Here is a 14,720-nt window from a genome sequence, read left to right on the forward strand (position 1 = left end):
ATTTGAAGGGTTCGAAAACAACGCTTATTGCACGCGCCATTTTTGGTAGTGACGCTCGATACGCCGGAACACAAAACTCTCCATCAGCCAGGCAATCAGGCCGATCAGGACAATGCCCAGCAACACCTGACTGCTGTTGCCGATCTGCCCGCCAGTCGACACCATCCAGCCAATGCCTTGGGACGCGCCGATCATTTCCGCGGCGACCAGCGCCCGCCAGCCCTGGCTGAAGCCGATGCGCAAAGCTGCTGTCACGAAGGGCAATGAGGCGGGTAGATAAACGTGGGCCAGCAATTGCCAGGAATTGGCGCCCAGGGTGCGTGCCGCGCGAACTTCACCACCGCGAATACTCTGCACACCTTCCTGAATGGTCACCGCCATGGGGAACATCGCGGCAATGAAAATCACCAACACGATGGAGACATAACCCAGGCCGAAAATGATCATGATCAGCGGCGCCCAGGCGATCGGCGGGATGGCCATGAACAGACTGTTGAGCGGCGAGATGAAATCGCGAAACCGCGAGGACAGCCCCCCGGCCGTACCCAGCAGAGTCGCGACGATCACCGCCGCACAGAAACCACCCACCTCTTCGAGGACACTGGCCCTGAGGTGCTGCCACAGCGAACTGTCGCCCAGCCAGCGCACAGCCTCGCGGGCGACGTCCCATGGCTGCGGCAGGATGTAAGTGGGAAAGCGGCTGGCCAGGGCGATCCAGATCAACAGCAGGAATGGCAGTGAGGCCCATCCCCAATTGGCTTTTGGCAAGGACATGGCGAACTCAGCGCGAGGCTTTTTCCAGGTAGGAGGTATCCACGATCTGGTCGGTCTTGAGCGTGGTATCGATAAAGCCCAGGTCGTGGGAGTAATTCATCAGGCGCTGGATGAATTGAACATCCGAAGGCTGCAAGTCCGCTGACCAGCCCAACCGGGTACGGGCCTGGGCAACGATGACTTCTGGCGCGATGGTCTTGCCGTCTGTGCCTTGCACCGCTTCAAGCTTGAACGCCTCGGCGATGATTCGATTCGACTCAGCGGGGTGTTCGTTGAGAAAGGCGATGGCCTTGCGATGAGCGCGCAGCAGCTTCACCACATCGTCGGGTCGCTCCTGCAAGGTTTTCGGTAAGGCGATCACCACGTACCACGGGTAATTCGGCAGCGCCTGATTGACGTCGAGCAGGACCCGGCTCGATCCGCGCAACAACGACTGGCTGACAAAGGGCTCCCAGGAAAACGCTGCGTCGACGATGCCGCGTTCCAGTGCGGCGTTCATATTGCCGGGTGGCATATCGATGATGTCCAGGTCCTTGTCAGGATTGAGCCCGGCCTTTTCTTTCAGGACGTAACCGCGCAGCAACACATCCATGCCACTGCCCTTCTTGACCCCGGCCAGTTTTTTTCCCTTGAGATCATCCAGTTTCGTAATCGGACTCTTGGCGTCGACAATCACCGCCGCCTGACCGTAATTGACCTTGGCCAGAATCCGGCTTTGCAGCCCTCGGGAAAACCATTGATACACCGGCGGCGTACCGACATAGGCCACATCCAGTTCACCGGCGGCCAGTGCCTGCTGGATCACCGGGCCATCGCCCAATGCCTTGAGATCGACATTCAAGCCTTCCTCGCGGTAGTACCCCTGTTTGTCGGCGATCAACGCCGGCGCATTGGCCATGGCGAAGACATAACCCACACGCAAGGGTTTCTCTTCACCTGCCACGGCGAATGTGCTGCTTGCCAGTGCGGCAACAGACAATGAAAGGGCAAGCAGCGTACGTTTGATCATGCTGTCAACTCAGGTAGGCGGGTTGGAAAAGCGGTGGCCGCAGACACTTCCATGACCTGGGAAATGCGTTCCATCAGCTCATTGCGGTAATCGAGAAAGGCCGGCAAGCGGCGGGTTTTCAGGTTGGAGCGAGGGCGCGGCAGATGAATATTCAGTTCGCTATGGATACCGCCTGGGGCGATGTTGAGCACGATGACCCGATCCGCCAGGAACACCGCTTCGTCGATATCGTGGGTAATGAACAACACCGTCTGGCCCAGTTCGGCCCAGATACGCAAGGTTTCTTCATTCATGCTGTTGCGGCTGATGGCATCCAGCGCGGCAAATGGCTCATCCATCAGCAACACGCTGGGCTCGAGTGCCAGGGTTCTGGCCAGAGAGACGCGCTGCTGCATTCCGCCAGAGAGCTGATGCGGCAACCGATGCGCCGCATTCTCCAGACCGACCAGGCGCAGGTACTGCAGTGCTTGAGCCCGCTGCTGCGATTCGTTGGCTTGAGCCGTCATCCGTAGACCGAAACGGACATTTTCCAAGGCGCTCAGCCAGGGAAACAACTGCGGCGCCTGAAACACATAACCCAACTCCGAACGCTCCGGACGCACCGCCGCCTGATTGATACTGATCTGACCGCTCTGAGGTTGCTGAAAGCCTGACAACAAATTCAGCAAGGTGGTTTTCCCGCAGCCGGAGGGTCCCAGAATCGCGACGAACTCACCGGGCTTGGCGTTCAGACTGAAAGAGGTGAACACCCGATGCCCATTGGGGTAGCTGAAGCTGATGTCATCGACCGTCAGCGCATCGGCTTGCTGCTGTGAGTAAGGAATGGTTTCGAGCATGGCAAGTGTCGTCAGGTCGTTTACAATGGGAATGCCTGACATAATACGTATTAATACAAGTAGTCCCAATAACCTATTTTTATAACCTTAGAAGTAAAGGCGCACCGCCCTCCTCCAAGGCCATGGAAACCGACAGTGTCTACGTCCATTCTTCGCGACAGCACGACCTCGCTTTACGAACAGATCGCCCATCAGCTATTGGAAGAGATTCAACGCGGCGACTTTGAGCCCAGCGGCAAGCTGCCGTCAGAGGCGGAGCTGGGCAAACGCTTTGCGGTGAGCCGCGTCACGGTTCGCCTGGCGGTGGGTAAGCTCAGCGACGACGGCGTGGTGGAACGCAAGCAAGGCAAAGGCACCTTCGTGGCGGCCAAACAGGTTCGCCATGGCCTGGATGCATTGCGCAGTTTTCATGAAGCCTTATTGTTGCAAGGGCTCAAACCGAGCATGCAGGTCATCAGCCATACGTTGCAGCCCGTTCCAGAGCCCTTGCGTGGCTTGTTTGAAGCAGCGGACGATTGCCTGCTGCTGGAGCGACTGCACTTCGTCGATGATGAACCCATTGCGCTGGGACGCAGCCATTTACCTGCCGAATTGGCCAGCGTGGTCTGGACTGACGTCGAACATCAGCCGATCTATTCCATTCTCGAGTCGATCACCGGCATGGCGGTCACTCGCGCCGACCTGGCAATCCGTGCGCAAGAAGCCGATAAAAGCCTGGCCAGCGCCCTGCACGTCAAACGCGGCGCGGCACTGTTGGTCATGGAGCGCACCTCATATTTTGCCGACGGCCGCTGCTGCGACCGTACGACCTTTTACATCCGCCCGGAACGTTATGCCTTTGTCCTCAGTGGCGTCTTCAAGTCCAGGCCCGCACAGGCTGGCGCAAATACTTAGCCCATTGTGGGGCAAGGCCGAGGATGATCGCCGCCCCCTCTGCCATTCAGACGAAGCCGAGCGATGAACCATGTCGCCCCTCCTGCATCGTGGCGCGCTCAGTCAATTCTGGCCGTTGCGCTCAAGCACCACAAACGCCCCAGAATTAAAGTCGAAGCGCCAGGGGTAGCTACCCCGCTCACAATTCCAAGAATAGAGCCACTTCGATGAGCCTGACAAAATCCCTGCCAGCATGCCTGGCACTCAGCTTCGCATCGTTTGCCGCACCTGCAGCAGATGGCCCTCCACCACCTTCGGTGAATGAGCCAAGCGGTATCAACCTGGGCGGCACCAGCTTTTACGACGGTTTCGCGGGGCCGCCCGGCTTATCACATCTGACCTATCTGAAATTCAGCACCGCACGCAGCATCAAGGACAACGCAGGCAAGGATAATGGCGCCTTCGACAACCCGAAGATCAACATCATCACGCTGATCAATCAGCTTAGCTATTACTCACCTGACGCCATCGGCGGCGGTGCGCACCTGGGTTGGAGTCTGTTGGTGCCAATCGTCTCCCTGGACGGTGACTTTGGTGACAACGGCGCCAAGCTCCAGGATAACGGCACCGGCCTTGGTGATATCGTGGTGGGGCCTCAGATCCAGTTCGATCCAATCGTAAACGCCCAAGGCAGGCCCGTCTTTGTGCAGCGCCTGGCCTTCGATACCATCCTTCCAACGGGTAAATACGACAAACATAAAGACCTGAACCCAGGCTCCAACTTCTTCTCTCTGAACCCTTACTGGGCAGCGACCTGGATGCCAGCTCCTCGTTGGGAGGTGAGCTGGCGGCTGCATTACCTGTACAACTTCAAGAACAACGACCCCGCTAGTAGTTCAACACAATCCTTCGAAGGACAGCCTGTACGCGACACCCAGGCAGGACAGTCGGCGTGGGCCAACTTCACAGCCTCCTATGAAGTGGTCCCCAACGTATCGGTCGGCCTCAACGGGTACTACTTCAGGCAACTATCAGATGACGATGTCAACGGGAGTCGGCTGAGCGACTCTCGGGAAAAGGTTTTGGGCATCGGCCCGGGCCTGTTCTGGAAAATCAGCGATGGCCAAGGCTTTTGGCTGAACACCTATAAAGAGACCGGCGTCGAGAACCGCACCGGAACGGATTACGCCGTCCAGATTCGTTACGCCCACAAGTTCTGACTGACGTGTGCGCCCGCCCATGCATGAGGAGCGGGCTCCTTTACCCGAGGTGATGCTTCATGAACGCGCTCGAATCCATCGACAGCAAAAAATCATTGGCCGCTGTTTGCCTGATGATGGTCATATCTCTAGGAACGCTACAGATCCAGCCTATCCTGGGCGGAGCTTTTATCGATCAACTCGACTTGCCGCTTAATGCAATAGGCGCCATTTTCGCAGCAGAACTTATGGCAATGGCGGTCGCTTGTGGCGTTTGCGCCATGTTGATGGTGAACGTCGACCGGCGCCGCTTCGCCTTGGTTGCCTTGCTGATCCTGGCATCAGGTAATCTAGCCAGCACTCAGTTCCACAGCCAGACGTCGTTACTCATTTGCAGAATGATCTGTGGCGCAAGCGGTGGCGCTGTCATGGCGGTTGTCTACGCCACGGCAGCCCTGCGCACATCTAAAGATGCCACTTTCGCGGTCATCAATATCGGCAACCTCCTCTGGGGCATGCTGCTCGTGACCTCCATGCCTATGATCCTGAAATCATATGGCGTGAATGGTGCGTTTTCCCTATTGGCTATCACCAGTGTGCTCGCGGTGCCGGGTTGCTTGAGAGTGCCCAAGCGCTACCCTGAAACACATCGCTTGGCGACCGGTTCGGTCCAGCCATTTGGTCTCACATCCATCCTGTTGATCATGCTTTTTGTGCTTCTGTTTTTTGGGCATTCCGCTCTGTGGGTTTACCAAGAGCGCATCGGCAAAAGTATTGGCCTGGAGCCGCAGCAGATTGGGGGGATTCTGGGCGGCAGCATCCTTGCCGGTGCCCTTGGGGCAGGTCTTGCCGGGCTAATCGGACGGCGCCTGGGTTTGCTGTTTCCGCAGCTATTAAGCTTCGGTACAGCCTTGTTGGCGACACTGGTCATGGTCTATGGCAATAGTCCCATTGCTTTTGTCGCCACTGCCTGCCTGATCCATATGGTGTGGTTTTTCAGCCTGCCTTACCTGCTTTCCATGGCGGCCGAACTGGACCCTTCAGGCCGACTGGCCGGACTAGGTAACGCCGCCATTTTTATCGGCCAGGGGCTCGGCCCGTTTGGTGCAGCACTTGTCGTCGGTGAGGGACATTTCCGGGCAGTCGGATGGCTGGCTGCCTCAGCCTATTTGATAGCCCTGGTTATCTCGTGCCTGGTCGTTGCGCGCTTTCGTCGAGGCGTGAAGCCTTCCGGGCCAGCAATCCCCTCAGTCAGCCTGAAATCACCCGGGAGGATGGTGGCTGCTGATGACCCATCCCATCAATGAACAAAGATGCCCATCTTTAGAGGTTATCCTGATGACCAGCCAATTTCCCCAAACCCCTGAATTTTCCGGCGCTCTTTATACGCCCAGCCGCGTGGAAGCAGAGGTGTTCGACCTCGAGATTGAAGGCACCCTTCCCGCCTCGATCCGTGGGACTTTTTATCAGGTCGCGCCAGACCCGCAGTACCCGCCCTTGCTGGGCAGCGATATCTTTTTCAACGGTGACGGGATGGTCAGCGGCTTCAACTTCGCCGACGGCAGGGTCTCGATGCGACGCCGCTACGTGAAGACTGATCGTTTGCTGGCTCAGCGCCGTGAAGGTCGTTCGCTCAATGGCATCTATCGAAACGTCTACACCAATGACCCGCTCGCGGCGAAGAACAACACGACCGCGAACACCACCGTGGTGCCGCACAATGGCGTCCTGCTTGCGCTCAAAGAAGATGCCATGCCCTGGGCAATGGATCTCGAAACGCTGGAGACCCTTGGCGAATGGAATTTTGACGACCAGGTCAAATCAGCGACATTCACAGCCCATCCCAAGCTCGACCCGGCAACAGGAAACCTCTTGGCATTCAGCTATGAAGCCAAAGGGGACGGCACGCCTGACCTGGCCTATTTCGAAATCTCGCCGGACGGGAAACTACTGCATGAGATCTGGTTCCAGGCACCTTATTCGGCCATGGTTCATGATTTTGCGGTGACCGAACGCTACGTAGTGTTCCCGCTGATTCCGTTGACGGTGGACGTCGAACGCATGAAAAACGGGGGGCCGCATTTTCAATGGCAACCCGATCTACCTCAGCTTTTCGCCGTGGTGCCACGGGATGGCCACGCGGAAGATGTTCGTTGGTTCAAGGGCCCGAAGGACGGCTTCCAAGGCCATACGCTCAATGCCTTCGATGACAATGGCAAGGTTTATGTAGACATGCCGGTTACCGGCGGGAACATCTTCTACTTCTTTCCACAGGCGGACGGTCATGTGCCGCCACCCGAAACGCTGGCGGCCTGCCTGATGCGCTGGACCTTCGACCTGAGCGGTACGCAGGATGACATTCAACCGCAGCCATTGACTGACTATCCCTGCGAGTTTCCAAGGTGTGATGACCGCTACATCGGTCGAAAGTACGAACACGGCTTCATACTCGCCTTTGATCCAGAGCGCCCATACAACCCTGCGAATGGACCGATGCCGTTTCAATTCTTCAACCTGCTGGCTCATGTGAACCTGAAAACAGGAACCACCGACGCCTGGTTCCCCGGTGACAGCGGATGCTTCCAGGAGCCCATTTTTATTCCGCGCTCCCCTGATGCGGCGGAAGCAGATGGCTATGTCGTTGCCCTTCTCAATCTCATCGCAGAAGGTCGTAGTGAGCTCGTGGTTCTGGATTCTCGTGACATGGAGAGCGGCCCCATTGCACGAATCAAAATCCCGTTCCGAATGCGCATGTCGTTGCACGGTTGCTGGGCACCGAGCAAAAAATGAAGCAATGAACTGTCCGCTGAAATGACCAGAAGTCTGTGATTAATCCAGCCGGAATGCGGCTTCTATTCTTCTGAGTCACAGCATCGCCGACCGCATGACATGTTCCGTATTGCCTGTTCCTGAGGGCCGGCAAAGCGCTGCCTACAACACACGAAAATGCATTATTTCTGTATTTTGGGATTTATTAAAAATCCCACTTTACAGGATTAAATTACACAACTAGATTGAACCTCAGCCGCCGCGACTTACCCACGGCCATAGTCGCATGAGCAATGCCGAGCCTTTTTGCACCCCGTGCGCATGCACTGATCCTCTATCAAGGAGCACTCAATGAAACTCGCGAGCTTTATTGTTCAAGGCCGTAGCACTTACGGTGTTGTCGACGGCGATCAGGTTGTTGACCTGGAATCGCTCAAACACACCTTCGGCACCGATCTCAAGCAAGCCATTGCCAACAACCGTCTGGCCGATCTGACCAGCGTCGTCCTGGCGAGCCTGCCGCGCATCCCTCTGGCTGAAGTGACCTATCTGCCCGTTATCCCGAACCCGGGCAAAGTGCTGTGCATTGGCATCAACTACGCCACTCATGTGCGTGAAACCGGTCGTGAGATGCCGACCTACCCGATGATTTTTACCCGCTTCGCCGACAGCCAGACCGCCCACCTGCAACCCATCGTTCGGCCCAAAGCCTCGCACAAGCTTGATTTTGAAGGCGAGCTGGCGGTGGTGATCGGTAAACCGGCGCGTCACGTCAAACAAGCCGACGCGCTGGACTACGTAGCCGGTTACGCCTGCTACAACGATGGCAGCGTTCGCGACTGGCAGAAGCACACCATTCAGTTCATACCGGGCAAGAACTTCCCGAACACCGGCGGCTTTGGCCCTTGGCTGGTTACCAGCGACGAGATCGGTGATCCGCAAGACTTGGAGCTGACCACCCGCCTGAATGGTGAAGTGATGCAGCACACCAGCACCAGCGACATGATTTTCGATGTCCGCAAGCTGATCGAATACTGCTCCACCTTCACCGAACTGGCTCCCGGCGATGTGATAGTCAGTGGTACCACCGGTGGCGTCGGCGCGTTCCGTGAGCCGCCGGTATGGATGAAGCCGGGCGATGAAGTCGAGATCGAGATTTCACGAATCGGCATCCTGCGCAACAGCATCGTCGACGAGCACTGAGCAATGGACAGACTACCTGAATCACAACAACTGCCAGATCAGGATACCGACACCAAAGGGTCGAGCCTGGAACGCATGCTGCGGGTACTCGATCTGTTCACCGAAGAGAGCCCGATCTGGGCTGTCGACGACATGGTCTGCGCATTGGGGTTTACCCGCTCTACCGTCTACCGCTATGTGCGTGAACTGGCCGAGGCGAACTTGTTGTTCCAGGTCGAAGCCGGGCGTTACGCGCTGGGTGCCCGGATCATTACCTGGGACCGCCAGTTGCGGCTGAGCGATCCGCTGGTGCGCGCGGCACAATCACTGGAGCCGGGCTTCCCACGCTGGAGCGAGCAGCAAGTCTGGCTGATCTGCCGACTGTTCAAAGACCAGGTGGTCTGTATTCATCAGCACGGCGACTTGTTCAGCGAGGTCAGCTATTCACGCGGTTCACCGAGGCCGTTGTTCCTGGGCGCGACCTCCAAGGCAATCCTCGCCAACATGAACGCGCGCCAGCACAGTCAGCTATTTCTTGAAAACCCCGATGAGGTGCGCGCCAGCAACCTTGGCCAGACCTGGGAACAGTTCCGCCGTTCGCTGCAGCAATTACGTCGTCAGGGATATGTTGCCAGCGCAGGCGAGGTCGACCCGGGCGTCTATGGGTTGGCCGCCCCCATATTCGATGGCGATGGCAAAGTCGTCGGCAGCATCAGCTGCGTTCGCCCGATTCAAGAACGTCACAGTGCTCAGGAAGAAGGACAGGGACAGCAAATCCTTGCCCTGGCGCAGAAGCTGTCGCAGCGCATGGTGGCACTCGCCAACCGTCCCAAGCAATTGGACTGAGCCCTCCGTAAGGGAATAACAATGACAACCCTCAACAGTATCAACACCGACGTGCTGATCATCGGCGCCGGTCCTACGGGACTGACCCTGGCTAACCTGCTTGGCCAGGCCGGTGTGAACACATTGATCATTGATCGCAAACCCGGGACCGTGACCGAACCTCGTGCCGTCTCGATCGATGATGAATCCCTGCGCACCATGCAGGCCGTCGGGCTGGATGAAGCCGTATTGCGTGATGTGGTGCCTGGCTACGGCGTGCACTATTTCACTCGGCCCGGCGGCCGCTGCTTCGGCAAAGTCGAGCCTACAGGCAAGTTGTATGGGTTCCCCAAGCGCAATGCCTTTCGCCAGCCGCTGTTCGAGGGCACCCTGAAGACAGGCCTCGAACGCTTTGCCAGCCTGACGGCGCGGTTCAGTCATGAGCTGCTGGAATTCAGTCAAGACCACCACGGCGTGTGCGCGCTGATTCGTGACGCCGATGGCGAGATGATGGAAGTCAACGCGGCCTATCTGGTCGCCTGCGACGGCGGCCGTAGCCCGGTGCGCAAGCAACTCGGAGTCGAGATGGTTGGCTCGAGCTTCTCCTCGCGCTGGCTGGTGGTCGACACTGATCAAGATGACGATCCATTCTGGCAAACACGCGTGTACTGCGATGCACGCCGTCCTGTCGTAGAAGTGCCTGGCCCCCACCGTACCCGCCGCTTCGAGTTTCTGCTCAAGCCGCACGAAACGGATGAACAAGTGCTCAGCGACACTCGCCTGCAAGCGTTGCTTGAGCCCTTCAAGGGCAACACCCCGGCATCCATCGTGCGCAAGACCGTTTACACCTTCCACGCCAGGGTTGCCGAGCGGTGGCAAGTGGACCGCGTGTTTCTCGCCGGCGATGCCGCCCATCTGACCCCGCCTTATGCCGGACAAGGCATGAACAGCGGTGTTCGCGATGCCCATAACCTGGCCTGGAAACTGATTGGCGTGCTGAAGGGCAAAATGGCTGAAACGGCTCTGCTGTCATACGAAAGCGAGCGTCGCGATCACGCCTGGGCACTGATCAGACTGGCCTTGAACCTCGGCGTGGTCATGGCGCCGGCAACCGTCTTGCGCGCTCGCTTGATCAGCGGTGCATTCGCGCTGATCGGCCTGCTGCCACCGTTGCGGGACTACTTCCTGCAAATGCGCTTCAAGCCTAAACCCCGATTCACCAAAGGGCTGGTACTGACCGAAGGTGAAGCCGGAAAACTGTCCTGCGGGCACATGTTCCCTCAACCGATGCTCACCGATGCCCAGGGCCAGGCATCTCTGCTCGATGATTCGATCGGCGCCGGCTTCGCCTTGATTCAGTACGGCGACCACACCCGTCAACGCATCGATGAACTCCAGCATGGCTTTTGGTTCCACCTTGAAGCCAAACGCATTCTGATCCTTCCCGAGCATGTCAAAACCATGCCTTCGATACCTGGCTGCACGGTGCTTCATGACCGCCAGGGGTTGCTCAAAGAAATACTGGGCGATTCAAACACGTTTTTGCTGCTGCGCCCGGACCGCTATATCGCCGCCATCTTCGACAAGGCCGGCGAAACAAAGGCTGCCGAGTCGTTGCAGTCGTTGTTCGGCATCGCCTCGGCGATACCCCGAAGCCGAGACGCACATCACGCCAGTCTTTCATTGACCCCTTAAAGTCACGGAGGTGTTTATGCAAACCCTACAGACCTGCACCCCTGCGCGCCTGTGCTACCTGCACCTGGCGAGCAAAGAGCCGCAACGACAAATCGATTTCTATCGACGGATGCTGGACATGGACAGCCTCGCGCAACCCGATGACAGCTGGATACTCAGTGGCCCACAACGCGCCATGCTCGTGTCGCCCGCCGATCACAGTGGCCTGCTCGCGACGGCCTATGACCTGGGCGATCAGGCTCCGCTGGGAGAACTGCGTGCTCGCCTGATCGAGCACGACTGTGCTGTCGAAGACATCGACTCACCGTTGCTCGAACCGGGTGCCTTTCTGATTCGTGACCCTCAGGGCCGGCAAACGATATTTGGCGTATCTCGCACTGATTCCGGTGTCGACCGACAAGGCATGCCGGGCCGCCTGCAGCACGTGGTATTCCAGACCACTGAACTGGAGGCCATGATCGATTTCTACGTCAATACGGTCGGGTTTACCGTCTCGGACAATGTCGTCGATGAGCAGACCGGCCAGCTCATGGTGTGCTTCCTGCGTTCGGATGATGAGCATCACTCGCTGGCGTTTTTCCGCGGCTCGAACAACGAATGGGATCACCACTGTTACGAAACCAACGAATGGAATGACATCCGCGACTGGGGTGATCGCTTCGCCAAGGAACGTATCCCCATCTTCTTCGGCCCCGGCCGACATGGGCCGGGCAACAATCTGTTCTTCATGGTGGTCGATGCCGATCGTAACCGCCTGGAGTTCTCGGCCGAACTGGAAATGACCGATGCCGCCCGCCAACCCGGTGTCTGGCCGCAGGGGGAATACACGCTCAACTCCTGGGGACGCGCCTGGATCAGAAGCTGAGCACTTTTTTACAGACAAGGTTTTGCATCATCAACTTCCTTAATCGACGCGGCCACCTGCCTCCAAAGGTAAGACTATGACGACTCGACATTTCGCCCCCTACACCATCAACGGCGACCAATACATCAACGGTACCTGGCGTGCCGGTCGCTCCTCACGACGCCTGGATGACCGCAATCCCTTCAATGGCGAACAACTGCTGGAAATGCCGCTGGCGTCGATTGCCGATCTCGATGATGCCTATCAGGCTGCACATCGTGCGCAAACGGCGTGGGCACAGCTGCATCCAACACAGCGCAGCGCCCAACTGGAAAAACTGGCTCAGGTCATCCAGAACCGCCGCGACGAAATCATCGACTGGCTGATTCGGGAGTCCGGCAGCACGCGCATCAAAGCGAGCATGGAATGGCAATTCACCCTGAACCTTGTTCGTGAGTGCGCTACGTTGCCGATGCAGGTTGAAGGACGGATCCTGACCAGCTACAAGCCCGGCGAACAGAGCTTTGTCTTTCGTGAACCATTGGGTGTGGTCGGTGTTATCAGTCCGTGGAATTTTCCTTTGTATCTGAGCATGCGTTCGGTGGTACCGGCACTCGCGCTCGGCAATACCATAGTGCTCAAGCCCGCCAGCGACACGGCGGTGACCGGAGGCCTGCTGATTGCCCATCTGTTCGAAGAAGCAGGCTTTGCGAATGGATCGCTCAATGTCGTGGTAGGCGCAGGTTCGGAGATTGGCGATGCCTTCGTCGAACACCCGGTACCGAGCCTGATCTCTTTCACCGGCTCAACGGATGTGGGTCGCAATGTCGGCCGTATCGCAACCGGTGGCAAACACATCAAACGCGTTGCGCTGGAGCTGGGTGGCAACGCTCCGCTGGTGGTCCTGGATGATGCGGATATTGAAATCGCGGCGCACGCCGCGGTGGTTGGGCGCTTCCTGCATCAAGGCCAGATCTGCATGAGCGTCAACCGGGTGATCGTCGACCGCTCGCTGTATGCAGACTTCACGGCGCAGGTCGTGGAGCGAGTGCGCAACCTCAAGACCGGCGACCCGGCCAACGCAGACACGGTGATTGGGCCCGTGGTCAATCAGAACCAGCTCGATGGCCTGCTCCGTAAAATCGATGCCGCCGAAAACGCGGGCCTCAAACGGCTCTGTGGAGGCCCGGCATCCGGGCTGGTGCTGCCTGCCCATGTCTTCGGTGAGGTGGGGGCCGATCAGGAACTGGCGCGCGATGAAACCTTCGGGCCCTTGCTGCCGCTGCTGATCGCCGAAAACGAAGCCCATGCCCTGGAATTGGCTAACGCCAGCGAGTATGGCCTGTCCAGCGCGGTGTTCACCCGGGACATGGCCCGCGGCTTGAACTTTGCCCGTGGCATCGTGGCGGGCATGACCCATATCAACGACATCACCGTCGATGATCAGCCCAATGCGCCCTTCGGTGGTGAAAAGAACTCAGGCCTCGGACGCTTCAATGGTCACTATGCCCTGGATGAGTTCACCCGTGCCCATTGGGTCACCTGGCAGCCCGGGGGCCATAACTACCCCTTCTGATTATTTGCCAATACTGACTCGGCCAGGATTGGGCAAGCTCCTTTGCCCAATCGACAAAAAACAATAAAAAAATAGAGGCGAAAAATGAGCAATTTAGCCTGTGTGTCCACCGATCAAATCGTTCACTCCGACCGGCTGATGAAGTGGAAAGAGTTCATGAGTGATCACCTGGGCCGCACTCCGGACTACATCAAGCGCCTTGAATCTACGTTCATCGACCCGTTGCATAACAACAACTTTCAGGGGCGGCTGGAATATGGAGACCTGGGTCAGCTGCGTTTCTGTCGAATGACCGCCAGTGCCCATCGATATTCACGCCATCTGAGCAAAGCGGTCGACTCGCTCGACACCCCGCGCATGTTGATACTGCAGATTGCCGGTGTCAGTCATTTCGAGCAAGGTCGACACAGCAGCGCGTTAGCGCCTGACGAGATGCTACTGGTCGACAGCGGCCAGCCTTTCAGCGTCACCAGTACTCAAGGCTGCGAACATTTCATCCTGCTTTTCCAGGGGACGAGCGAACTGCTCACGCAAGCGGGCGATGTTCATCTTAACGGTCGCAATGGGCTGGGCCGAATGCTGATGCATCTCGTCAGTGATGCTTACAACCAATATCCCCTGCTCAACAACAACTCGGCCGGGCTGATCGGCGACAGTATCGTGGGGCTTCTGGATAACGTTCTGAAGAATAAACAGGAAGAAAAGCAGCTCGAACACGACTTCCGCTTCTTCAAGCAGAACCGCCTCAAGGCCTATATCGAGCGCCACCTGGCCGACCGCGACCTGACCATCGAACGCATCGCCAACGCAGAGCAATGCTCGGTGCGCAGCTTGCACCGAGCGTTTCAAGATGAGCTTGGCTGCAGCATCAGCGAATATATCTGGCAACGGCGTTTGTCGCGTTGCGCCGAGGATCTGCGCAACCGGGAACATGCCCATCGCTCACTCACCGAGATTGCCTTTGCCTGGGGCTATGGCAGCAGTGCGCACTTCAGCAGACATTTCAAATCGGCGTTCGGCATGTCGCCTCGGCTGTTCCGTGATACCGCGAGCGACATCAGAGTGGAATCGACCGCTGCATAAGTCTGTTTCCTTGCAAATTGCGGGGGTGCTCAGGAGCATATGGCGCCGAACGTCA

Annotated in this window: 13 protein-coding genes; 10 read left to right on the forward strand and 3 right to left on the reverse strand. The window is 57.8% G+C overall.

The genetic code is table 11. The features are described 5' to 3' along the window. Positions 1-24: 24 nt before the first annotated feature. From PMI30_RS26770 to PMI30_RS26760, 3 genes are read right to left on the reverse strand one after another with little or no spacing between them, the layout of a single operon-like run. On the reverse strand, positions 25-774 hold the full coding sequence (locus tag PMI30_RS26770; protein ID WP_008005741.1) for an ABC transporter permease: 750 nt from the start codon (positions 772-774) through the stop codon (positions 25-27). A 7-nt stretch (positions 775-781) separates the two neighbouring features. Beyond that, positions 782-1,783 (reverse strand): ABC transporter substrate-binding protein, encoded by a 1,002-nt coding sequence (locus tag PMI30_RS26765; RefSeq protein ID WP_008005743.1) that lies wholly within the window; start codon positions 1,781-1,783, stop codon positions 782-784. Further along, a complete protein-coding gene (locus PMI30_RS26760; protein ID WP_032834768.1) occupies positions 1,780-2,619 on the reverse strand; it encodes an ABC transporter ATP-binding protein in 840 nt (279 codons plus the stop codon). Before PMI30_RS26760 ends, PMI30_RS26765 begins: the two co-directional genes overlap by 4 nt. A 135-nt stretch (positions 2,620-2,754) precedes the next feature. On the opposite strand from PMI30_RS26760, the gene PMI30_RS26755 reads away from it, so the two are divergent. The 10 genes from PMI30_RS26755 to PMI30_RS26710 all read left to right on the forward strand — a co-directional run bounded on the left by PMI30_RS26755 (position 2,755) and on the right by PMI30_RS26710 (position 14,665). Then, positions 2,755-3,513 (forward strand): GntR family transcriptional regulator, encoded by a 759-nt coding sequence (locus PMI30_RS26755; RefSeq protein WP_008005750.1) that lies wholly within the window; start codon positions 2,755-2,757, stop codon positions 3,511-3,513. Positions 3,514-3,719: 206 nt separating this feature from the next. Beyond that, entirely contained in the window at positions 3,720-4,712 is a 993-nt protein-coding gene (locus PMI30_RS26750; protein WP_008005751.1) for a SphA family protein, read from the forward strand. A 59-nt stretch (positions 4,713-4,771) separates the two neighbouring features. Continuing rightward, a complete protein-coding gene (locus tag PMI30_RS26745) occupies positions 4,772-5,998 on the forward strand; it encodes an MFS transporter (RefSeq protein ID WP_008005752.1) in 1,227 nt (408 codons plus the stop codon). Positions 5,999-6,029: 31 nt separating this feature from the next. After that, positions 6,030-7,481: a carotenoid oxygenase family protein gene (locus tag PMI30_RS26740; protein WP_008005753.1), complete on the forward strand. Its 1,452-nt coding sequence runs from the start codon at positions 6,030-6,032 to the stop codon at positions 7,479-7,481. A gap of 330 nt (positions 7,482-7,811) precedes the next feature. Then, complete coding sequence (locus PMI30_RS26735) at positions 7,812-8,663, forward strand: fumarylacetoacetate hydrolase family protein (protein WP_008005754.1); 852 nt, start codon at positions 7,812-7,814, stop codon at positions 8,661-8,663. A 3-nt stretch (positions 8,664-8,666) separates the two neighbouring features. After that, entirely contained in the window at positions 8,667-9,488 is an 822-nt protein-coding gene (locus PMI30_RS26730) for an IclR family transcriptional regulator (protein WP_008005755.1), read from the forward strand. A 21-nt stretch (positions 9,489-9,509) separates the two neighbouring features. Continuing rightward, a complete protein-coding gene (locus tag PMI30_RS26725; protein WP_008005756.1) occupies positions 9,510-11,162 on the forward strand; it encodes a bifunctional 3-(3-hydroxy-phenyl)propionate/3-hydroxycinnamic acid hydroxylase in 1,653 nt (550 codons plus the stop codon). A 16-nt stretch (positions 11,163-11,178) separates the two neighbouring features. After that, the gene (locus PMI30_RS26720) at positions 11,179-12,027 is read left to right on the forward strand and encodes a VOC family protein (protein ID WP_008005758.1); all 849 of its coding nucleotides are present in this window, start codon (positions 11,179-11,181) and stop codon (positions 12,025-12,027) included. Positions 12,028-12,103: 76 nt separating this feature from the next. Continuing rightward, positions 12,104-13,582, forward strand: coding sequence for an aldehyde dehydrogenase family protein (locus PMI30_RS26715; RefSeq protein ID WP_008005760.1), 1,479 nt, complete (start codon positions 12,104-12,106; stop codon positions 13,580-13,582). A gap of 84 nt (positions 13,583-13,666) precedes the next feature. Continuing rightward, complete coding sequence (locus tag PMI30_RS26710; RefSeq protein ID WP_007896313.1) at positions 13,667-14,665, forward strand: helix-turn-helix domain-containing protein; 999 nt, start codon at positions 13,667-13,669, stop codon at positions 14,663-14,665. Positions 14,666-14,720: the final 55 nt, after the last annotated feature.

It is taken from the genome of Pseudomonas sp. GM50 (genome assembly GCF_000282375.1).
Classification (GTDB): Bacteria; Pseudomonadota; Gammaproteobacteria; order Pseudomonadales; family Pseudomonadaceae; genus Aquipseudomonas.